Origin of the sequence: uncultured Kocuria sp. (assembly GCF_947500125.1) — a bacterium.
GTDB lineage: Bacteria > Actinomycetota > Actinomycetes > Actinomycetales > Micrococcaceae > Kocuria.
Window position 1 is genome coordinate 21,403 of record NZ_CANMRA010000030.1, and the last position, 19,629, is coordinate 41,031.

Consider the following 19,629-nt stretch of genomic DNA (forward strand, 5'->3'; position numbering starts at 1 on the left):
GTCAGCGGCGCGGGTGCAGCACGGTCACACCCCGCGGATAGGGCGGCAGGCCCGCGAAGGTGCAGACCGTGTCCGCCCAGGCCGCGAGGTGCGGAGCCACGTCGGGGCCGTCGGGCGTCCAGGAGGCCCTCAGCTCGACGTCGGCCCCCTCCTCCTGGTCGCCGAGCAGGCCGAACCCCTCGGCGAGCACCCGGGACGCGGTGCCGCCCTCCCGAGAATATCCGGCCCGGTGACGTTCCAGGGCCTCGAGCAGCCAGGTCCAGGTGATCGCGCCGGCCGTGTCGTCGCAGCCGATCTCCCGGCTCGCCGCCGCCCGCGCCCAGGTGACGATCCGGAACGGACCGCCCCACGCCGCGGGCTCGGACGGGTCGTGCAGGAGCACGAAGCGCCCGGTGGCCAGTTCCTCGCCCGGGGCCTCGGCCGTCCCGCCCGAGGGCGCCGCGCCCGGACCGGCCGCCGGCGGGGCTCCGGGGCCGGCAGAGAGGGCGGGGGCACGGAGCCGTTCGGGCAGTGTCCGCACCTCGGCGCGCACCGCGGCCGCGAACGGGGCCAGATGCGTGGGGGCGGGGATCGCCGTGAGCTCGACACCGTCCCGGCCGCCGGTGCGGCGCAGCTGCTCCAGGGCGTCCTGGAAGCCCTGGTACACCTCGGACAGGCCGTTCACCGCGCTCACACTGGAAGGGTAGGCCGTCCGGGCGTCCCGGCCGGCCGTGCCACGCCGCGGGCGCGCGATCGGCGTGGTCCGGGTCACCCCTGCTCCGCTCGGGCGGGACCGCTCAGGAGGCGGGCACGAGGCGGACGGAGACCGAGTTGATGCAGTACCGCAGGTCGGTGGGAGTGGGGAAGCCCTCTCCGCCGAAGACGTGGCCCATGTGCGAGTCGCAGGCGGCGCACCGGACCTCCACCCGCTCCATGCCCAGGGCCGTGTCCTTGATGTAGCGGACCCGGTCCTCGGCCAGCGGGGCGTAGAAGGAGGGCCAGCCGCAGTGGGCGTCGAACTTGGTCTCGGAGCGGAACAGCTCCGCGCCGCAGGCGCGGCACTGGTAGACGCCCTCCGTCCTCGTGTCCCAGTACTCGCCGGTGAAGGGCCGCTCCGTGCCGGCCTCGCGCAGCACGTGGTACTCCTCGGGGGACAGGATCGAGCGCCAGTCCTCCTCGCTCCGTCCGGTCGTGTCGGGGCGGTCGCCGTGCCTGGTGGTCTCGCTCATGGTCTCGTCCTCCGGGATGGGGTCGGTGCTCCGGGGAGCGGGCTCCGTGCGGGGCCCGCTCGGCGGTCCGCAGGGGGCGGCGCGGGGCCGCGCGGGCGCGGACCGCCCGGCCAGCACAACGACGCGTCCCTCCGGGTTATGCCCGTGCTGCGTGGAAGACTGGGGTCATGCCTCGCCGCCCCCTGCCGGTCCCCGCCGCCCCCGAGCCCCCGTCCGCGACGCAGTGGGCGCGCGGCGCCGTGGTCGGCGCGGCGGTCACCGTGGGGGCGGCGTCCCTGTCCTTCGGGCTCTCGAGCGCGGCGGCCGCCTACTTCGCGCGGCAGGTGGTGGTCCCCCCGAAGTACCGGTCCGAGGACCTGCAGATCCTCGGCGTCACCCGCACCGGCGCGGACGGCGACCCGTCCGCGACGACGCTCGTGCGGCTCCCGGCCACGGTGGACACCACGGTGGCGGGGACCTACAGCCTGCGCTTCGACGCGGGCCGCGGCCACGCCCGCATCGGCGCGATCCGCTCCTACTCCCCGCAGGAGGGGACCGTGACCCGGGTGGTCGAGGAGGTCTACTCGGGGGACCTCTTCCGGGCGACCCGCGGTTTCTGGTCGGGGACGGTCTACCCGGACCCCGGGGCGGCGGGCCTGCCGTTCGAGGAGGTGGAGATCCCGATCGAGGTCGGGCCGGCGCCCTGCTGGGTGGTCCCCGCGGAGGGCGGGCCCACCCCGGAGGGCGAGCGGCCGCGGGTCCTCCCGGGTCCGTGGGCGATCATGGTGCACGGGCGCGGCGCCAACCGGATGGAGACGGTCCGCGCCGTGCCGGTGGCCCGGGAGCTCGGGCTGACCTCCCTGCTGATCTCCTACCGCAACGACCGGGAGGCGCCGCCCACGCACGACTTCCGGTACGGGCTGGGCTTCACGGAGTGGAAGGACGTGCAGACGGCGATCAGCTACGCGAAGTCCCGCGGCGCCACGCAGATCGTGCTCTTCGGCTGGTCCATGGGCGGGGCGATCTCGCTGCAGACGGCGGACCTGTCCTTCTACCGGGACGACATCGCGGCCCTCGTGCTCACCGGCCCGGTGGTGGACTGGTTCGAGTTGATCGCCCACCACTCCCGCACCCGCCGCATCCCCTCGGGGATCGGCCGGCTGGCCACGAACCTGATCTCCCACCCCGCGGGGCGGATGCTGACAGGTCTCGCCGCGCCGGTGGACCTCAAGGCCCTGGACTGGCTCTCCCGGTCCGAGCACCTGCGCACGCCCACCCTGGTGCTGCACTCCGTGGACGACGAGTTCGTCCCGGCCGCCAGCTCCCGTCGGCTGGCGGAGCTCAACCGGCTCGTGGAGTTCGTGCCCTTCGCCCGCGCCCGGCACACCAAGGAGTGGAACGTGGACCCGCAGCGCTGGGAGGACGCGGTGCGGCGCTGGCTGCCGGGCCGGCTCGCCCAGGACGCCCGGACCCTCGGGCCCGTGCGCGCCCGGACCCGGTGAGCCCGGTCAGGACCGGAGCGCGGCCGTGCGCCCGCCCGTGAGCCGCAGCAGCTCGGCCGGCGGCAGCTCGACGTCGAGCCCCCGCCGTCCCCCGGAGACGAGGACCGTGGACCACGCCTCCGCGGAATCGTCGAGCAGGGTGGGGGAGGGCGTCTTCTGCCCGAGGGGCGAGATCCCGCCCACCACGTAGCCGGTGCGCCGCTCCGCGAGCCGGGGCTCGGCCAGGGCCGCCCGCTTCCAGCCCAGGGCGGCCGCGGCCGCGCGCAGGGACAGCCGCGCGGACACGGGCAGCACCGCGACCGCCCACTCCCGCTCGTGCACGACCAGCAGGGTCTTGAACACCTGGTCCGGGTCGCGCCCGAGCGCGGCGGCGGCCTCGAGACCGTAGGACGCCGCCGCCGGGTCGTGGGCGTACTCGTGCAGCGTGAAGGCCACGCGCTCGCCCGCCAGCAGCGCGACGGCCGCGGTGGGGCCCGTGCCGCGGGACGCCTTCGCCATGCCGGTGCCCCGGGCCCTCAGTCGTCCTGGAGCTCGCGGACCCGCCGCTTGATCCGGGCCAGCATCGCGGACATCCCGCGCATCCGCAGCGGGGACACGAGCTGGGTGAGCCCGAAGCGCTCCGGCAGGTCGTCGGGGACGTCCAGGACCTCCTGGGCCGGGAGCCCGTCGAGGCCCTCGTGCAGGATCGAGGCGAAGCCGCGGGTGGTCGGGGCCTCCGCCGGGGCGGAGAAGAACAGCCGCACCGGGGCGCCGGGGCCGGGGACGGCGCCCTCCTCCCACTCGACCGTCAGGAACAGCGGCGACTGGCACTCGACGACCTGCTCGAGCTCCTCCGGGTGCTCGCCCAGGCGGTCCGGCAGCGCCGGCAGGGAGCGGGAGAAGTCGAGCAGGAGCTCGAGCTTGTCCTCCTGCGGCACCGCCGTGAAGTCCGCGACGAGCTCCTCGAGCTGGGCGGGCAGGGCCCCGCTCATCGGGCCGACCCCGGGACCTCGCCGGGCTCCTCGCCCAGGACGATCGGCACGCGCACGGAGTTGCCCCACTCGGTCCAGGACCCGTCGTAGTTGCGGACCCGCTCGAAGCCCAGCAGGTGCTTGAGCACGAACCACGTGTGGCTGGAGCGCTCGCCGATGCGGCAGTACGCGATGATGTCGTCGTCGTCGGAGAGTCCGACCTCGTCGCGGTAGATCGCCTCGAGCTCCTCGCGCGAGCGGAACGTGGCGTCCTCGGCGGCGGCCCGCGCCCACGGCACGGACGCCGCGGTCGGGATGTGCCCCCCGCGCAGGGTGCCCTCCTGGGGGTAGTCGGGCATGTGCGTGCGCTCGCCCGTGTACTCCGGCAGGGACCGGACGTCGATCAGCGGCTGCTCGCCCAGGTGCGCCAGCACGTCCTCCTGGTAGGCCCGGATCGGGGTGTCGTCGCGCTCGACCACGGGGTAGTCGGCGCGCTCGGGCACGACCTTCTCGGTGGACAGCTCGCGGCCCTCGGCCACCCACTTGTCCCGCCCGCCGTTCATGAGCCGGACGTCCGGGTGGCCGAACAGCTCGAACACCCACAGCGCGTAGGCGGCCCACCAGTTGGACTTGTCCCCGTACACCACGATCGTGGTGTCGCGGGAGATGCCCTTGCGCGCCATGAGCTCGGCGAACTCCTCCGCGTCGACGTAGTCGCGGGTGTCGGGGCGGTTGAGGTCGGTGTGCCAGTCGATCTTCACGGCGCCGGGCACGTGGCCGGTCTCGTAGAGCAGGACGTCCTCGTCCGACTCGACCACGACGACTCCCGGGTCGTCCCGGTGCTCGGCCACCCACTGGGTGGACACGAGTCGTTCGGGGTGCGCGTACTGCGCGAAATCTTCGTTGTTCTCCACGGCAACGCCCATGGGGACTCCTTCCGGGGTGGGGATTTCGGGGCACGGGTCCGCACGGACCGGCGTCCCCTCCAGGGTAGTGGTCCCGGCGGCGGCCGGTCCCGCCGGGGGAGCCGCCCGGGCCCGACCGGGCCCGGATTTCGCGGCGAGCGCATCCCTGGCGGCGGTCAGCCGGTAAAATCGCCGGAGCACGCGCGTGCGCCGCTCGGCGCGCCGAACCAGCGAACCGCCGGGCACGGCGGACAGAGAGGTCTCCCACGTGAGCATCCAGATCGAACACCTCACCGAGCGGCGCCCCCACGTGTCGGCGGACGAACTGCTGTCGGCGTTCCGGCCCTCGGAGCGCTTCGGGGAGGTCTCGTTCGACACCTACCGCCCCGATCCGCAGCAGCCGTCCCAGGAGGAGGCGGTGCGCGAGCTGCGGAAGTTCGCGGACTCCGTCCACCGCTCGACCGGCTCCGGCGGCGGGTTCTTCAGCAAGCTCTTCGGCGGTGGCTCCCGCAGGGACGAGGTCCGGACGGGGATCTACCTCGACGGCGGCTTCGGGGTGGGCAAGACCCACCTGCTGGCGTCGCTGTGGCACGCGGTGCCCGGGCCCAAGGCGTTCGGCACCTTCGTGGAGTACACCAACCTGGTGGGGGCCCTGACGTTCCGCAAGGCCGTGGACGCGCTGAGCACCTACACCCTGGTGTGCATCGACGAGTTCGAGCTCGACGACCCCGGGGACACGGTCCTCATGTCCCGGCTGATGCGCGAGCTCGCCGACTCCGGGGTGCGGATCGCGGCGACGTCCAACACGCTGCCCGGCTCGCTCGGGGAGGGCCGCTTCGCCGCCCAGGACTTCCAGCGGGAGATCCAGGTGCTGGCCGACCAGTTCGAGGTGCTGCGCATCGACGGCGAGGACTTCCGCCACCGGGGCCTGCCGCAGGCCCCGGCGCCGCTGTCCGAGGGTGAGCTCGACCGTGCCGTGGAGGAGCACTTCTCGGGCCGGGTCGTGGCCGCGGACCGGTTCGCCGACCTGGTGGAGCACCTCGCGGGCGTGCACCCCTCCCGGTACCGCAAGCTCCTCGAGGGGATCGACGCCGTGGTCTGGCAGGACGTGCACACCATCGAGCAGCAGGCCGTGGCCCTGCGCTTCGTGGTCCTGGCGGACCGGCTCTACGACAAGAACCTGCCGATCATCGCCTCGGGCAGACCCTTCGACGAGGTCTTCACCGAGGAGATGATGGCCGGCGGCTACCAGAAGAAGTACTTCCGCGCCGTGTCCCGGCTCACCGCCCTGGCCCGTGAGGGCATCCTCGGGGACGTCTCGGCGGTCTGAGCGTGCGCGCCCGTCCTCCGTGCGCCGCGGCGCACGGAGGACGGGCGCACCGTCCCGGGCTCCCGGCGCCGGGCCCGCGCGCCCCGTGGCGCTCCCGTGGACCTCGACGCCGACCTCATCGAGGAGCTCGACGACCACCTCGACGACGACAGAGGGCCCCGGCTGGAATTCCAGCCGGGGCCCTCTGTGCACTGCTCGTGCGCGATACTGGGTTCGAACCAGTGACCTCTTCGGTGTGAACGAAGCGCGCTACCACTGCGCCAATCGCGCTCACTGCTCGAAAACCATAACCCACATCCGCGCCGCGGGCCAATTCGGGTCCGGGCACGGCCCGCCGGCCCCCGTCCCGCCGCGGCGCCGCCCGTGATTTGGCGTTTCGGAAATCGGTCCCGTACAGTCTTCACCTGTCAGGAACAGCGACGGGCTCCTGCGGACGGAACGGCTGCGAGGCCGCTTCCGGATCGTGAGCTCGTCGATCCCGGCACGCCCCGGATCGGCGCGAACACCGCCGGAACGGGTTGTGCTAGAGTTCCTGATCGGAAGATCGAGAGGTCGACCGACGCAAGACATGCGGACGTAGCTCAGCTGGTAGAGCACCACCTTGCCATGGTGGATGTCGCGGGTTCGACTCCCGTCGTCCGCTCGCAGTGATCGGCATGAACGATGTCGTGACCGACGGCCCTGTCCGTGAGGACCAGGTCCCGGTGGGGTGGCCGAGTGGTTAGGCAGCGGCCTGCAAAGCCGTCTACGCGGGTTCGAATCCCGTCTCCACCTCGGTGCACACCCACCACGCTCGACGATCTCCCCGGAGACCGCCGGTCGAGCGCGATTGGCGCAGCGGTAGCGCGCTTCCCTGACACGGAAGAGGTCACTGGTTCGATCCCAGTATCGCGCACCACCAGGAAGGCCCCGGCTCCCACGAGCCGGGGCCTTCGTCGCGCCCGGGGCCCGGACCGGGCGCGGGACCGCACGGCCGGTGCCGCCGGGTCCCGTGTCCGAGGCGGTCGGTAGCCTGCGGGCCAGGACCCGGAGCGCCGGGACCGCCCCGGGCCCCGGGGCGGGGACGAAGGAGAGGCGACGAGCAGCGTGACACAGCCCAGGCTGGCGGAACAGACCGAGTACGGACGGATGTACGCGAGGTCCGTCGCGGACCAGGCGACCGTCCCGTCCATCACCACGGTCCTCTCTCGGGCCGCCACGGACCTGGACGGCTGGTACGGCTACTCCGCCGCGCAGGCCGCCGTGCGGGACGACCGGCTGCGCGCGGCGCTGGGCTCGCCGGCCCAGCTGCGCGCCGTCGTGCGGGACGCGGCGAAGGCCGCCGAACGGCACCGTGACGATGCCGCGGCGCGCGGGGACCGCGTGCACACCTACGCGGAGCAGATCGCCCTGCGGGCCCTCGGCCGGCCCCACCGGGCGGCGGACGCCCGGGCCGCCCTGGCGGAGCACGGCGAGGAGCGCTTCGCCTCGCGCTTCGACGAGTGGTGGGACCTCTACACCCCCGAGCCGCTCGCGGTGGAGGTCACGGTCTGGAACTCCACCGTGGGCTACGCGGGAACCCTCGACCTCGTGGCCCGGATCGCGGGCAAGGTGTGCCTGATCGACTACAAGACGAAGGGCACGGACCGGGACGGGCGGGTGAAGTCACTCGACCCCAAGGTCGTGACCCAGCTCGTGGCCGGGCTCAAGGCGGAGGAGTCCCTCGTGGACGCGGACGCCGGCACCTGGGAGCCGTGGGCGTACGGCAAGGCGGACCTGCTGCTGGGCGTGGCGGTGGGGGAGACGGAGGTCGTGCCCGTGCAGGCCGTCCCGGCGGTGCTCGAGCAGCACTGGTACAAGTTCTGCGCCCTGCACCGGCTGTGGACCCAGGAGACGGCTCTCGCCGCCGCGGGTCCCGCCCTGCGCCCCGTGCCGCCGCCGCCGCTGCGCGAGCAGCCGTAGGCCGCCGGTCCCCCCGCGTGCCCGCGGGGGACGGTCGGCCCGTAGACTTGCCGGGTCGAGAGCGAGGTCCCTCCATGTCCGTCCTGCCCATCCGCACCATCGGTGATCCCGTCCTGCGCACCCGCGCGGAGGAGGTCACGGCGTTCGACGACGCCCTGCGCCGCCTCGTCGCGGACATGCACGAGACGATGCTGGACGTCGGCGGGGTCGGCCTCGCCGCGCCCCAGGTCGGCGTGAGCGTGCGGCTGTTCACCTGGGCCGTCGAGGGCAGCGAGGGGCACGTGGTCAACCCGGTCCTGGAGGTGGGCGAGGAGCCCCAGGAGGGCGGCGAGGGCTGCCTCTCCGTCCCGGGCCTGGCCTACGACACCCCGCGCCGGGACTGGGCCCGGGTCACCGGCCTCGACCAGCACGGCGCGCCCGTGACCGTCGAGGGCACCGGCCTGCTGGCGCGCTGCCTGCAGCACGAGACCGACCACCTGGACGGGCGGCTCTACGTCGACCGGCTGGTCGGCGCCGCCAAGAAGGAGGCGATGCGGGCCATCCGCGCCGCCGACTACGACGGGGTGGTGCGCGGCGTGGCCGGGCAGCGCGCCGCGCACGTCGGCACCTCCTTCGGCGCCGGATCCTCCTTCGGCTCCGGCCCGTTCCGCTCGGCCTGAGCCCGGCACCCGCCCCCGTCCCCACCCGTCAGGAGAGCCGTGAAGATCCTCTACGCCGGCACGCCGTCCGTCGCCGTGCCGTCCCTGGTCCACCTGGCCGAGCGGCCCGACGTCGAGGTCGTGGCCGTCCTCACCCGCACCGACGCCCCCGTGGGGCGCAAGAAGGTGCTCACCCCCTCGCCCGTGGCCGAGGAGGCCGACCGGCGGGGCATCCCCGTGCTCAAGGCCAACCGGGTGGATGCCGAGCTGACCGAGCGGATCCGGGGACTGGGCGCGGACGTCGCCGCCGTCGTCGCCTACGGGGCCCTGATCCCGCAGGCCGCCCTGGACGCCGTGCCGCACGGCTGGATCAACCTGCACTTCTCCCTGCTGCCGCAGTGGCGCGGCGCCGCCCCCGTCCAGCGCGCCCTCATGGCCGGGGACACGGTGGTCGGCGCCAGCACCTTCCTGCTGGAGGCCGGTCTGGACACGGGGCCCGTCCTCGGCACCATGACCGACGAGGTCCGTCCCGACGACACCGCCGGCACGGTCCTGGAGCGCCTGTCCCGCACGGCGGCGCCCCTGCTGGCGGACTCCCTGCGCGCCGTGGCCGACGGCTCCGCCCGCCCGGCCCCGCAGCAGGGCGACGTGACCCACGCCCCCAAGCTCACCGCCGAGGACGGGCGGGTCCGCTGGACGGAGCCCGCCGTGGCCGTGGCCCACCGGGTGCGCGGGGCGACCCCCGAGCCCGGCGCCTGGACCCGGCTCGACGACCGGAGGCTCAAGCTCGAGCGCGTGGTGCCCCGGCCCGACGTGCGGGGGCTCGCCCCCGGACGGTGCGTCCTGCGCGGGGACGCCGTGCTCGTGGGCACGGGCTCGTACGCGGTCCAGCTCACCCGGGTGCAGCCGTCGGGGAAGACGACCATGGAGGCCACCGCCTGGGCGCGGGGCCGCAGCACGGAGGACGAGGTGGTGTTCCAGTGAGCGATCGCGACGACCGGCAGCGGGGCGACCGACGGGGCGAGCGCGACCGGCGGCCTGCGGGCGCCCGGCGCAACGCCAGGGGGCACGAGCGCAACCGGCCGGCACAGGCCGACCGGGCCTTCTCCTCCTCGGCGCCCGCCGGGAGGACGCGGCGGGCCGACCCGGCCCGCCTGGCGGCGTTCGAGACCCTGCGCGCGGTGTCCGAGGAGGGCGCCTACGGCAATCTGGTGCTCCCCAAGCTCGTCCGGGCCCACCGCCTGGACCGGCGGGACGCGGGCTTCGCCACGGAGCTGGCCTACGGGGCGCTGCGCTGGCAGGGCACCTGGGACGCCGTGCTGGCCCGCTGCGTCGACCGCCCCCTGGGCGAGCTCGACGGCGCGGTCCTGGACGCCCTGCGCCTGGGCACCCACCAGCTGCTGGCCATGCGCGTGCCCGACCACGCCGCTCTCGACCAGACGGTGGGCCTCGTCCGGGCCGTCGTCGGGGCGGGCCCCGGCGGGCTCGTCAACGCCGTGCTGCGCAAGGTCGCGGCCCGGGACCTGCCCGCCTGGATCGCGGAGCTGACGGCCGACGCCGCCGACGAGACCGCCCGCCTCGGCCTGGCCCACGCCCACCCCGCCTGGGTGGTCCGGGCGATGCGCCAGGCGCTCGGCGCGCACGGGCGGGACCCCGCCGAGATCGAGGCCCTGCTCGAGGCGGACAACGCCGCCCCTGTGGTCAACCTCGTGGCCCTGCCCGGCCTCGGCGACCTCACGGAGGCCCTCGCCGCGGGCGCGGAGCAGGGGGCCCTGGTCCCGGGCTCGGCCCTGAGCAGCGGCGGCGACCTGCACCGGCTGGCCTCCGTCCGCGAGGGCGGGGTCCGGGTCCAGGACGCCGGATCCCAGCTCGTGGCCCGCGCCCTGGTCGCCGCCGGGCAGGGCGGCGCCCCCGACGGCGGGGCGGAGGGCGAGCGCTGGCTGGACCTGTGCGCCGGCCCGGGCGGGAAGGCGGCCCTGCTCGCGGCGCTCGCCGACCGGCAGGGGGCGCACCTGACGGCGAACGAGGTGGCCCCGCACCGGGCCGAGCTCGTGCGCCGGGCCCTGCGCCCGGTCCCGGAGCGCGCCTGGTCGGTGCGCACGGGGGACGGCCGCCGCGCCGACGAGCTGCTCGCCGGCCGCACCGCGGAGGAGGCCGGCTTCGACCGGGTGCTCGTCGACGCCCCGTGCACGGGGCTCGGGGCGCTGCGCCGGCGCCCGGAGTCGCGCTGGCGGCGCAGCCCCCGGGACCTGGCCGAGCTCGGGCCGCTGCAGCGGGAGCTGCTGGAGGCAGCCCTGGACGTCACGCGTCCCGGCGGCCTGGTCGCCTACGCGACCTGCTCCCCGCACGCGGCCGAGACCCTCACCGTCGTCCAGGACGTGCTGGCCGGGCGCCGGGACGCCGAGCTGGTCGACGCCCTGGAACCGGTCCGGGCCGCGGCCCTGCCCGGCAGCCTCGAGGGGGACCGCGACCCGTCCCGCCCGTGGGAGGGGGACGCCGGAGCCGCGACCGTCCAGCTGTGGCCGCACGTCCACGGCACGGACGCCATGTTCCTGGCCCTGCTGCGCAAGCGCTGACGCCCCGCCCGACCGACCACCACCAGGAGTCCCCGTGTCCCGAACCTGCATCCACCCCTCGATCCTCTCCGCCGACTTCGTCAACCTCGAGGCCGAGCTGGGCCGGATCGCCACCGCCGACGCCGTGCACGTGGACGTCATGGACAACCACTTCGTCCCGAACCTGACGCTGGGCATGCCCCTCGTGGAGCGGATCCTCGCCGTCAGCCCTCTCCCGCTGGACGTGCACCTGATGATCGAGGACGCGGACCGCTGGGCCGCCGGCTACGCGGAGCTGGGCTGCGAGTCGGTGACCTTCCACGCCGAGGCCGCGCGCGCCCCGCTGAAGCTGGCCCGCGAGCTGCGCGCCCACGGTGCCCGGGCCGGGATGGCCCTGCGCCCCGCGACCCCCGTGGAGCCGTACCTCGACCTGCTGCCGGAGCTGGACATGCTCCTGGTCATGACGGTGGAGCCGGGCTTCGGCGGACAGGCCTTCCTCGACGTCACGCTGCCGAAGATCCGGCGGGCCGCCGAGGCGATCCGGGCGGGCGGGGGACGGGTGGCCCTGCAGGTGGACGGCGGGATCACGGAGGAGACCATCGTGCGGGCGGCAGAGGCCGGGGCCGACACCTTCGTGGCGGGCTCCGCCGTCTACGGCGCGGGGGACCCCGGAGCGGCGATCACGGCCCTGCGCGGGGCGGCCCGCTCCGCGCAGGGCTGAGCCGGCCCGCCGTGACACGGCGGCGGGCCGCCGCCGGCACGCCCTGTGACATAATCGAGGCACGAACAACGTGTTCCGGGGTCGGTGCAAGTCCGAACCGGCGGTCACAGTCCGCGAACCGGACGACCACGTCCGTGCAGGCGCCCAGCGCCCGCACCGGCGAGTCGCCCGGCCGAACCGGTGGAACTCCGGTACCGACAGTCACAGTCTGGATGGAAGGCAACACGTTCAACGGCTCTCGTGCCGTGCCGTCGACGGCACCGGCCACGGCGCCGTCCGGACCGCTGGGTCCCGACGGCGGCACCGTTGTCCTGCGCCCCGGAACCGACCCGGGAGAGGACGACGCGATGGACCCGCAGCACCGGACCGGCGACGACGCCGAGCGGTCGGTCATGCGGACCGCCCTGCACGCGGCGGCGCGCGGCCCGCGCGGGGCCAATCCGCTCGTGGGAGCCGTCCTCGTCGACGCCGAGGGCCGGATCCTGCACGTCGGCCACCACCGCGGGGCGGGCACCGTCCACGCCGAGGTCGACGTCCTGGAGCGCGCCGTGTCCGCCGGCACCGACCTGCGCGGGACCACCATGTACGTGACCCTCGAGCCGTGCAACCACTGGGGCCGCACCGGCCCGTGCGCCGAGGCGATCGCGGCGGCGGGCGTGCCCCGGGTGGTCTACGGCGCCCCTGACCGCACGGTCGCCGCCTCCGGCGGAGCCGCCACCCTGCGGGCCGCGGGGGTCGAGGTCCGCGCCGGACTGCTGGCCGAGGAGGCGGAGCGGCTCAACGACCGCTGGGGCGAGACGATGCGCGCCCAGCGCCCGTTCGTGACCCTCAAGGTCGCCCAGAGCCTCGACTCCCGGATCGCCGCCGCGGACGGGACCAGCCGGTGGATCACGTCGTCCTCGGCCCGCGAGCACGGCCACGAGCTGCGCGCCCGCGCCGACGCCGTCCTCGTGGGCAGCGGCACGGTCCTGGCCGACGACCCCCGGCTCACCGCCCGCACCGGCGACGGCGGCGCCGTCCCGCGGCAGCCCCTGCGCGTGGCCATGGGCCTGCGCCCGGTGCCGCCGGACGCCGCGATCCGCGGGAGCGACGGGCGCTTCCGGCACGTCGCGACCCACGACCCCCACTCCGCCCTGGCCGAGCTCTACGACGCCGGCGCGCGCCACGTGCTGATCGAGGGCGGGGCCACCGTGGCCGCGGGCTTCCTGCGCGCCGGACTCGTCGACGAGCTCAATCTCTACCAGGCGCCCCTCGTGCTCGGGGCGGGACGGCCGGCCTTCGAGGAGCTGGGCATCGGCACCCTCGCGGACGCCTCCCGGTGGCGGCTCGACCCCACCGGCGGAGGACCCGTGCAGCAGCTGGGCCCGGACCTGTGGATCCACCTGCGGCCCGCGCCGCCGGACTGAGCGGCGCCCGGCACCCCCGCCCCACGACCGCCCCGGCCACCGCACCGGGACCACGACCAGAGCCGCTCCGAGCCCGAGAGCCCGGGACGGACCGACCGAAGACCGAGAGACAGAGGAAGCACCGCATGTTCACAGGAATCGTCGCCGGCCAGGGCACCGTGCGCTCGGTCGCCCCCGCCCCGGACGGCACGAGCGCCCGCCTCCTCGTGGACGCCGGGCCGCTCGTCGCCGACCTGCCGCACGGCGGCTCCCTCGCCGTCAACGGGGTCTGCCTCACGGCCACCCGCACGGACGAGATCGGCTCCGGGCAGTTCCTGGCCGACGTCATCGGCGAGACCCTCGTGCGCACCACCCTCGGGGGACTGGCCGCGGGCGACACCGTGAACCTGGAGCGCTGCGTGCCCGCCGGGGGGCGGCTCGACGGGCACGTGGTCCAGGGCCACGTGGACGGCACGGGCACCGTCTCGGTCCGGGAGGACCTGGGGGAGTGGGAGCGGGTCCGGGTCGCCGTGCCCGCCGAGCTGGCCCCGTTCGTCGCCGAGAAGGGCTCGGTCGCCGTCGACGGCGTGTCCCTCACCGTGACGGCGGTCAGCGAGCCCGGGGCCGCCGAGCACTGGTTCGAGGTCGGGCTCATCCCGGCGACCCTGGCGGAGACCACCCTCGGGCGCCGCCCCGTCGGCGCGTCCGTCAACCTCGAGGTCGACGTCCTCGCGAAGTACGCCCAGCGGCTGCTGGCCTTCGCCCGGACCGACAGCACCCCGGCGCCGGGGACGGCCCGGCCCACGGCAGGAGAAGGAGCATGATGCGCACCAGCAGCACCCACGAGGGAACGGGCCGCGGCGGGGACGGGACGGCCGCCGGGATCCGGCTCGACCCCGTGGACGCGGCCGTCGAGGCCATGGCCCAGGGGCGGCCCGTCGTCGTCGTGGACGACGCCGACCGGGAGAACGAGGGCGACATCGTGTTCGCCGCCGAGCACGCGACGCCCGCGCTGATGGGCTTCACGATCCGGCACACCTCCGGGGTCGTGTGCGTGCCCATGACCGGGGCGCGGGCGGACGCGATGCGGCTGCCGCCGATGGTCGACGTCAACGAGGACTCGAAGGGCACCGCCTACACCGTCACCTGCGACGCCCGCGACGGGGTGAGCACCGGCATCAGCGCCGCCGACCGCGCGCTCACCGCCCGGGTCCTCGCCGACCCCGCCGCCGGCCCCGGGGACATCACCCGGCCCGGGCACGTGCTGCCCCTGCGCGCCGCCGACGGCGGGGTCGCGGTCCGCCGCGGGCACACCGAGGCCGCCGTCGAGCTGTGCTCCCTCGCGGGTCTCGAGCCGGTCGGCGTGATCGCCGAGCTCGTCCACGACGAGGGCTCGATGATGCGCCTGCCCGCCCTGCGCGCCTTCGCCGACCGGCACGGCATCCCGCTCGTGAGCATCGAGGACCTGGCGGCGCAGCTGCAGGAGCACCGCCGATGAGGCCGGACGCCCCCCTCGTCAGCTCCGAGCCGGTGGTCGTGCCCACGCCCGAGGGCCGGTTCGAGGTGATCGGCTGGCAGCTGCCGGGCGGACCCGGGGCCGCGGTCGCCGAGCACCTCAGCCTCACCGCCCCCACCCCGGACCGCGTGCCCGTGGGCCGCCCGCCGCTCGTGCGGCTGCACTCCGAGTGCCTCACGGGGGACGTCTTCGGCTCCTACCGGTGCGACTGCGGACCCCAGCTGCACCTGGCGCTGCGGCGGATCGCCGACGACGGCGGCACCCTGCTCTACCTGCGCAACCACGAGGGCCGCGGGATCGGCCTGGTCAACAAGCTGCGCGCCTACAAGCTCCAGGACGCCGGTGCGGACACGGTCGAGGCCAACGAGCTGCTCGGCCTGCCCGCCGACGCCCGGGACTACAGTGCGGCGGCGGCCATCCTGCACCGGCTCGGGCTGACCCGGATCCGGCTGCTGAGCAACAACCCCGCCAAGGCCGAGCGCCTGGCCGACCTGGGCATCGAGGTCGTGGCGATGGTGCCCAACGAGGTGCCGGCCCGCCCGGAGAACCACGACTACCTCGTGACCAAGCGGGACCGCATGCGGCACCGCCTGCACCACGTCGACGACACCACCGCCCACCGCACCGGAGGGGCCCCGGCCGACCGGAACGGCAGCACCACCGGCACCACCACCGACAGCACCACCGACAGCACCACCGACAGCACAGGAGACCTCACCCCATGAGCGGACACGGAGCCCCCGACATCGACCTCAGCACCGCCGACGCGAGCTGTCTGCGGGTCGCGGTCGTCGCCTCGAGCTGGCACACGGTGATCATGGACGGGCTGCTCGACGGCGCCCGCCGCGCGCTCGCCGACGCCGGCGTGCGGGACGCGCCGATCGTGCGCGTGCCCGGCAGCTTCGAGCTGCCCGTCGCCGCGGCGCGCCTCGCCCCGGGCCTGGACGCCGTCGTGGCCCTCGGCGTGGTCGTGCGCGGCGGCACCCCCCACTTCGACTACGTGTGCTCGGCGGCCACGCAGGGGCTCACGGACGTGTCCGTGCGCACCGGCGTGCCCGTGGGCTTCGGCGTGCTCACGTGCGACACGGAGCAGCAGGGCCTCGACCGTGCGGGTCTCGAGGGCTCCCAGGAGGACAAGGGCTACGAGGCCACGGCCGCCGCGGTGCGGACCGCGCTGCTGCTGCGCTCCCTCGGCGTCTGAGCCCCGCTCCGGGCGCCGTGCGGGCCCCGGCCGGTCGGGAGGCCGTCGCGGACCCATTACCCTGGTAGTCGTGAAAACCTTCGAGACCCTCTTCGCCGAGATCAGCGACAAAGCCGTGACCCGACCGGAAGGCTCGGGCACGGTCCGCGAGCTCGACACCGGCGTGCACGGGATCGGCAAGAAGGTCGTCGAGGAGGCCGCCGAGGTCTGGATGGCCTGCGAGTACGAGACCTCGGAGCAGGCCGCGGAGGAGATCTCGCAGCTGCTCTACCACCTGCAGGTGATGATGGTCGCGAAGGGCCTGCGGCTCGAGGACGTCTACCGCCACCTCTGAGCACGCCGACGCACCGGCGTCCCCGCCCCACCGAAGCCCCTGAGCCGAGAAGGAACCCCATGCTGCGTGTCGCAGTGCCCAACAAGGGCGCCCTGTCCGAATCCTCCGTCACCATGCTCAAGGAGGCCGGCTACCGGCAGCGCCGGGACTCCCGCGAACTGGTGCTCGTGGACCCCGAGAACAACGTCGAGTTCTTCTACCTGCGCCCCCGGGACATCGCGGTGTACGTGGGCGGGGGCATCCTCGACGTCGGGATCACCGGCCGGGACCTGCTCCTGGACTCCGGCGCCCACGCGGACGAGGACCTGGGGCTGGACTTCGCCCGGTCCACGTTCCGCTTCGCGGGACCGGCGGGCGAGTTCTCGTCGATCGCCGAGCTGGCGGGCCGGCGGATCGCCACGAGCTACGACGGCCTGCTGCGCGACTTCCTCGCCGAGCGCGGCGTGGAGGCGTCCGTGGTCCGCCTCGACGGCGCCGTGGAGTCCTCGATCCGGCTGGGCGTGGCCGACGCCATCGCCGACGTCGTGGAGACCGGCAACACCCTGCGCGCCGCGGGCCTGCAGGTCTTCGGCGAGCCCATCATGACCTCCGAGGCGCTGCTCATCCGCAGCCGTGCCGCCACCGAGCCCGAGGGCCTGGCCGTGCTGCGGCGCCGCCTGCAGGGCGTGCTCGTGGCCCGGCAGTACGTGATGATGGACTACGACGTCGCCGAGGAGTACGTCGAGGCCGCCACCCAGATCACCCCCGGCATGGAGGGGCCCACCATCTCCCGGCTCGGCCGCGGCAACGCCTGGGCCGTGCGCGCCATGGTCCCCAAGTCCGAGACCAACAAGGTCATGGACGCCCTCTACGACGTCGGGGCCCGCGCCATCCTGGTCTCCCCGATCCAGGCCGCCCGGATCTGATCCCGTCCACCCGCCCCATCCCGCAGCCGAGGAGGTGCCGCCCGTGGGCGTTGCCGTACGTGTCATCCCGTGCCTGGACGTCGACGCCGGTCGAGTCGTCAAGGGCGTGAACTTCGAGAACCTGCGCGACGCCGGTGACCCGGTGGAGCTCGCCAAGCGCTACAACGAGGCCGGCGCGGACGAACTGACCTTCCTCGACGTCACGGCGTCCTCGGCGGCCCGGGCGACGACCTTCGACGTGGTCTCCCGCACCGCGGAGCAGGTCTTCATCCCCCTCACGGTGGGCGGCGGCGTCCGCGCGGTCGCCGACGTCGACCGGCTGCTGCGCTGCGGCGCGGACAAGGCGTCCATCAACACCGCCGCGGTCGCCCGGCCCGAGGTCATCGACGAGATCACCGGGCACTTCGGCAGCCAGGTGCTCGTCCTCTCCCTCGACGCCCGGCGCACGGGCAACACCCCCTCGGGCTTCGAGGTCACGACCCACGGGGGGCGCACGCTGACCGGCCTCGACGCCCTGGACTGGGCGCGGGAGGCCGAGGACCGCGGCGTGGGGGAGATCCTGCTCAACTCCATGGACGCGGACGGCACCCAGCAGGGCTTCGACCTGGAGATGATCCGGGCCGTGCGCGCCCGGGTGCACGTGCCCCTGATCGCCTCCGGCGGCGCGGGCGCCCCCGAGCACTTCCCACCGGCCGTGGACGCGGGCGCCGACGCCGTGCTCGCCGCCTCGATCTTCCACTTCGGGCCCGTCCACGCGATCGCCGAGGTCAAGGACGCGCTGCGCGCGGCCGGCCACGAGGTGCGCTGAACGCCCCGTGGCCCGGGACGTCCTGCGAGCGTAGAGTCGGCAGTGAGCTGACGACAGTCGCTCGACAGGCCGACCACCGAGGAGTCCACCGTGGGACTGAACAGCATCATCAGGAGCTTCACCGGGCGTGCCGGCGGGGGAACCGCCGGACGCGCCGTCGGCGGCCGCCGGGGCACCCGCGGCATGAACGCCGCCGGCCAGGCGGGCGCGGGCAGGTCCGGCGGGCGCGGTCTCGCCGGCAGGCTGCGAGGCCTCCTCAACCGCCGATAGCGCACCGTGCGGCGGCGGCCCCGTCCCGGGGCCGCCGCCGCACGCGCCGAGGACACCGATGACCACGTCCGGGAGCTCCGGGCCGGGAGAGGACTCCCGGCCCGGAGCGGGGCCGCTCCGGCGGACGTCGTTCGCCACGCGGGACCCGGACCGGGGCATCGCGGCCATGTCCGAGCTCTACACCGGGCTCGGCATGCGGGCGCCGACCGACGGCTCGTTCGAGCTGCGCATGGCGACGGCCTCGGTGGGCCCGCTCCTGGCGCACCGGTTCCTGCTGGCCACCTCGGAGTCCTCGGGCACGGGCGACGTCTCGGGCACGTACTCGGTCGTGCACGTGCTGACCGGCCGGCTGACGGTCAGCTCCGGGAAGGAGCGGATCACCACGCCCCTGCCGTTCCTGCTGCCGCAGGGACTGTACGGCGGCCGGTGGGACGGGCTGCTGGAGCTGAGCACCGTGGTCCTGGACGCCCACTCCGTCGAGGCGCTCGCGTGCGACCTGCTCGGCGCGCCGGAGTTCGCGCTGCGCTTCACGGGCAGCGCGCCCGTGTCCCCGGGGATGACGCGGTACTGGCTCTCCCAGGTCCGGCACTTCCACCAGGACCTCCTGCCCAACACCGAGGCGCTGAGCACCCCCCTGGTGCGGGCCGAGGCGTCCCGGGCGATGGCCACGGCCCTGCTGCACTGCTTCCCGAACACCTTCCTGGCGCAACCGGCGCCCTCCGGGGGCGCACCGGCGCTGCCGGCCCAGCTGCGCCGGGCGATCGCCTTCGTCGACGAGAACCTGCACGAGGACATCGGTCTCGCCGAGATCGCCGCGGCGGCACGGATGAGCCCCCGCGGGCTGCAGGCCGCGTTCCGCAGGGAGCTCGGCCGTACCCCCGTCGGCCACCTGCGGGAGGCCCGCCTGGACGCCGCCCGCCGCGACCTGCTCCGCGTCGACCCGGCCGCGGGCGAGACGGTCGCCGCCGTCGCGGCCCGCTGGGGCTTCGCCCACCCCGGGCGCTTCGCGACCGCCTACCGGGTCCGGTTCGGCGAGGCGCCCGGCGCCACGCTGCACCGCTGAGCCCGCCGGCTCAGTCCCCGCCCCGGCAGGCCTCGTCCAGCCAGTCCCGCACGGGGTCGAGCGCCTCGTCGAGCGCCTGCCCGTCGAAGCGCGCCGACGGGTCCTCCGCCAGGGCCTCGCCGTAGGAGTCGACCAGCAGCTGCACCCGCGCGAGATCCGCGGCCAGCGCCGGAGGAGCGGCCTCCCGCACCGCCTCCACCTCGTCCTCGACGTCCTGCACCTCCGCCACGGACGGCCCGGCCGAGAGCCCGGCCGGCAGCAGGGCGAGCGCCAGGAAGTCGTCGGCGACCGCCGCGCACGCCTCGCGCCGGTCCGGATAGGCGCCCCACGGGCCGCGCGCGGGCGGGGTGGGCGTCCCGGCGGCGGAGGTCGCCGGCGCGGCCGTGGGCGCGATCGACGCCGCCTCCATCCTGAAGCC

24 protein-coding genes, 4 tRNA genes and 1 riboswitch are annotated in these 19,629 nt (G+C 75.2%); of the genes, 21 read left to right on the forward strand and 7 right to left on the reverse strand.

Annotated features, from left to right (window positions below; translation table 11 throughout):
* Position 1: 1 nt before the first annotated feature.
* Entirely contained in the window at positions 2-673 is a 672-nt protein-coding gene (locus Q0817_RS16435; protein ID WP_298590681.1) for a DUF3000 family protein, read from the reverse strand.
* Positions 674-776: 103 nt separating this feature from the next.
* On the reverse strand, positions 777-1,208 hold the full coding sequence (msrB, locus tag Q0817_RS16440) for a peptide-methionine (R)-S-oxide reductase MsrB (protein WP_298590683.1): 432 nt from the start codon (positions 1,206-1,208) through the stop codon (positions 777-779).
* A gap of 167 nt (positions 1,209-1,375) precedes the next feature.
* Here msrB and Q0817_RS16445 point away from each other — a divergent pair, with 167 nt between their 5' ends.
* Positions 1,376-2,689, forward strand: coding sequence for a S9 family peptidase (locus Q0817_RS16445; RefSeq protein WP_298590685.1), 1,314 nt, complete (start codon positions 1,376-1,378; stop codon positions 2,687-2,689).
* Between the two features lie 6 nt (positions 2,690-2,695).
* Here the strand turns inward: Q0817_RS16445 and ybaK are convergent, their stop codons facing one another.
* The 3 genes from ybaK to Q0817_RS16460 are packed head-to-tail and all read right to left on the reverse strand — an operon-like array spanning position 2,696 to position 4,565.
* The gene (ybaK, locus tag Q0817_RS16450; protein ID WP_298590687.1) at positions 2,696-3,187 is read right to left on the reverse strand and encodes a Cys-tRNA(Pro) deacylase; all 492 of its coding nucleotides are present in this window, start codon (positions 3,185-3,187) and stop codon (positions 2,696-2,698) included.
* Between the two features lie 17 nt (positions 3,188-3,204).
* Complete coding sequence (locus Q0817_RS16455) at positions 3,205-3,660, reverse strand: SufE family protein (RefSeq protein WP_298590689.1); 456 nt, start codon at positions 3,658-3,660, stop codon at positions 3,205-3,207.
* A complete protein-coding gene (locus tag Q0817_RS16460; protein WP_298590691.1) occupies positions 3,657-4,565 on the reverse strand; it encodes a sulfurtransferase in 909 nt (302 codons plus the stop codon). Before Q0817_RS16460 ends, Q0817_RS16455 begins: the two co-directional genes overlap by 4 nt.
* A 247-nt stretch (positions 4,566-4,812) precedes the next feature.
* On the opposite strand from Q0817_RS16460, the gene zapE reads away from it, so the two are divergent.
* On the forward strand, positions 4,813-5,874 hold the full coding sequence (gene zapE / locus Q0817_RS16465; RefSeq protein WP_298590693.1) for a cell division protein ZapE: 1,062 nt from the start codon (positions 4,813-4,815) through the stop codon (positions 5,872-5,874).
* Between the two features lie 96 nt (positions 5,875-5,970).
* Positions 5,971-6,099: a hypothetical protein gene (locus Q0817_RS16470; RefSeq protein ID WP_298590694.1), complete on the forward strand. Its 129-nt coding sequence runs from the start codon at positions 5,971-5,973 to the stop codon at positions 6,097-6,099.
* On the opposite strand, the gene Q0817_RS16475 is transcribed toward Q0817_RS16470, so the two are convergent.
* A tRNA-Val gene (locus Q0817_RS16475) sits at positions 6,073-6,144 on the reverse strand. The genes Q0817_RS16470 and Q0817_RS16475 overlap by 27 nt on opposite strands.
* A gap of 300 nt (positions 6,145-6,444) precedes the next feature.
* Between Q0817_RS16475 and Q0817_RS16480 the strand changes: the two genes are divergently transcribed.
* From Q0817_RS16480 to Q0817_RS16565, 18 genes are all read left to right on the forward strand, one after another.
* Positions 6,445-6,517: transfer RNA gene (locus tag Q0817_RS16480), tRNA-Gly, on the forward strand.
* Between the two features lie 60 nt (positions 6,518-6,577).
* Positions 6,578-6,648, forward strand: a tRNA-Cys gene (locus tag Q0817_RS16485).
* Between the two features lie 49 nt (positions 6,649-6,697).
* Positions 6,698-6,772: transfer RNA gene (locus Q0817_RS16490), tRNA-Val, on the forward strand.
* Between the two features lie 188 nt (positions 6,773-6,960).
* Positions 6,961-7,815 (forward strand): cytochrome, encoded by an 855-nt coding sequence (locus tag Q0817_RS16495; RefSeq protein WP_298590696.1) that lies wholly within the window; start codon positions 6,961-6,963, stop codon positions 7,813-7,815.
* 74 nt (positions 7,816-7,889) lie between these two features.
* Entirely contained in the window at positions 7,890-8,474 is a 585-nt protein-coding gene (def, locus tag Q0817_RS16500; protein WP_298590698.1) for a peptide deformylase, read from the forward strand.
* A 39-nt stretch (positions 8,475-8,513) separates the two neighbouring features.
* On the forward strand, positions 8,514-9,437 hold the full coding sequence (gene fmt, locus Q0817_RS16505; protein WP_298590700.1) for a methionyl-tRNA formyltransferase: 924 nt from the start codon (positions 8,514-8,516) through the stop codon (positions 9,435-9,437).
* Positions 9,434-11,029 carry an RsmB/NOP family class I SAM-dependent RNA methyltransferase gene (locus Q0817_RS16510; RefSeq protein WP_298590702.1) on the forward strand — a complete coding sequence of 532 codons (1,596 nt, stop codon included), beginning with the start codon at positions 9,434-9,436 and terminating at the stop codon, positions 11,027-11,029. The genes fmt and Q0817_RS16510 overlap by 4 nt, the downstream gene beginning before the upstream one ends.
* A 34-nt stretch (positions 11,030-11,063) precedes the next feature.
* On the forward strand, positions 11,064-11,729 hold the full coding sequence (gene rpe / locus Q0817_RS16515) for a ribulose-phosphate 3-epimerase (protein ID WP_298590704.1): 666 nt from the start codon (positions 11,064-11,066) through the stop codon (positions 11,727-11,729).
* Between the two features lie 66 nt (positions 11,730-11,795).
* Positions 11,796-11,959: riboswitch (FMN riboswitch) on the forward strand.
* The gene (ribD, locus tag Q0817_RS16520) at positions 11,942-13,135 is read left to right on the forward strand and encodes a bifunctional diaminohydroxyphosphoribosylaminopyrimidine deaminase/5-amino-6-(5-phosphoribosylamino)uracil reductase RibD (RefSeq protein WP_298590706.1); all 1,194 of its coding nucleotides are present in this window, start codon (positions 11,942-11,944) and stop codon (positions 13,133-13,135) included. Its footprint overlaps the riboswitch before it by 18 nt.
* A gap of 125 nt (positions 13,136-13,260) precedes the next feature.
* Positions 13,261-13,938, forward strand: a complete 678-nt coding sequence (locus tag Q0817_RS16525; RefSeq protein WP_298590708.1) for a riboflavin synthase — start codon at positions 13,261-13,263, stop codon at positions 13,936-13,938.
* A gap of 95 nt (positions 13,939-14,033) precedes the next feature.
* Entirely contained in the window at positions 14,034-14,612 is a 579-nt protein-coding gene (gene ribB / locus Q0817_RS16530; protein WP_298590740.1) for a 3,4-dihydroxy-2-butanone-4-phosphate synthase, read from the forward strand.
* Positions 14,609-15,355, forward strand: coding sequence for a GTP cyclohydrolase II (locus Q0817_RS16535; RefSeq protein WP_298590710.1), 747 nt, complete (start codon positions 14,609-14,611; stop codon positions 15,353-15,355). Before ribB ends, Q0817_RS16535 begins: the two co-directional genes overlap by 4 nt.
* The gene (gene ribH, locus Q0817_RS16540) at positions 15,352-15,831 is read left to right on the forward strand and encodes a 6,7-dimethyl-8-ribityllumazine synthase (protein ID WP_298590712.1); all 480 of its coding nucleotides are present in this window, start codon (positions 15,352-15,354) and stop codon (positions 15,829-15,831) included. Before Q0817_RS16535 ends, ribH begins: the two co-directional genes overlap by 4 nt.
* A gap of 70 nt (positions 15,832-15,901) precedes the next feature.
* On the forward strand, positions 15,902-16,165 hold the full coding sequence (locus tag Q0817_RS16545; RefSeq protein WP_298590715.1) for a phosphoribosyl-ATP diphosphatase: 264 nt from the start codon (positions 15,902-15,904) through the stop codon (positions 16,163-16,165).
* A 59-nt stretch (positions 16,166-16,224) separates the two neighbouring features.
* Positions 16,225-17,070, forward strand: a complete 846-nt coding sequence (gene hisG / locus Q0817_RS16550) for an ATP phosphoribosyltransferase (RefSeq protein WP_298590718.1) — start codon at positions 16,225-16,227, stop codon at positions 17,068-17,070.
* A 43-nt stretch (positions 17,071-17,113) separates the two neighbouring features.
* Positions 17,114-17,878: an imidazole glycerol phosphate synthase subunit HisF gene (gene hisF / locus Q0817_RS16555; protein ID WP_298590721.1), complete on the forward strand. Its 765-nt coding sequence runs from the start codon at positions 17,114-17,116 to the stop codon at positions 17,876-17,878.
* A 90-nt stretch (positions 17,879-17,968) separates the two neighbouring features.
* Positions 17,969-18,148 (forward strand): hypothetical protein, encoded by a 180-nt coding sequence (locus Q0817_RS16560; protein WP_298590725.1) that lies wholly within the window; start codon positions 17,969-17,971, stop codon positions 18,146-18,148.
* A gap of 58 nt (positions 18,149-18,206) precedes the next feature.
* Positions 18,207-19,211 carry an AraC family transcriptional regulator gene (locus Q0817_RS16565; protein WP_298590728.1) on the forward strand — a complete coding sequence of 335 codons (1,005 nt, stop codon included), beginning with the start codon at positions 18,207-18,209 and terminating at the stop codon, positions 19,209-19,211.
* A gap of 10 nt (positions 19,212-19,221) precedes the next feature.
* Here the strand turns inward: Q0817_RS16565 and Q0817_RS16570 are convergent.
* Positions 19,222-19,629, reverse strand: a 408-nt coding sequence (locus Q0817_RS16570) for a hypothetical protein (RefSeq protein WP_298590730.1), incomplete at its 5' end; no start/stop codon positions are given.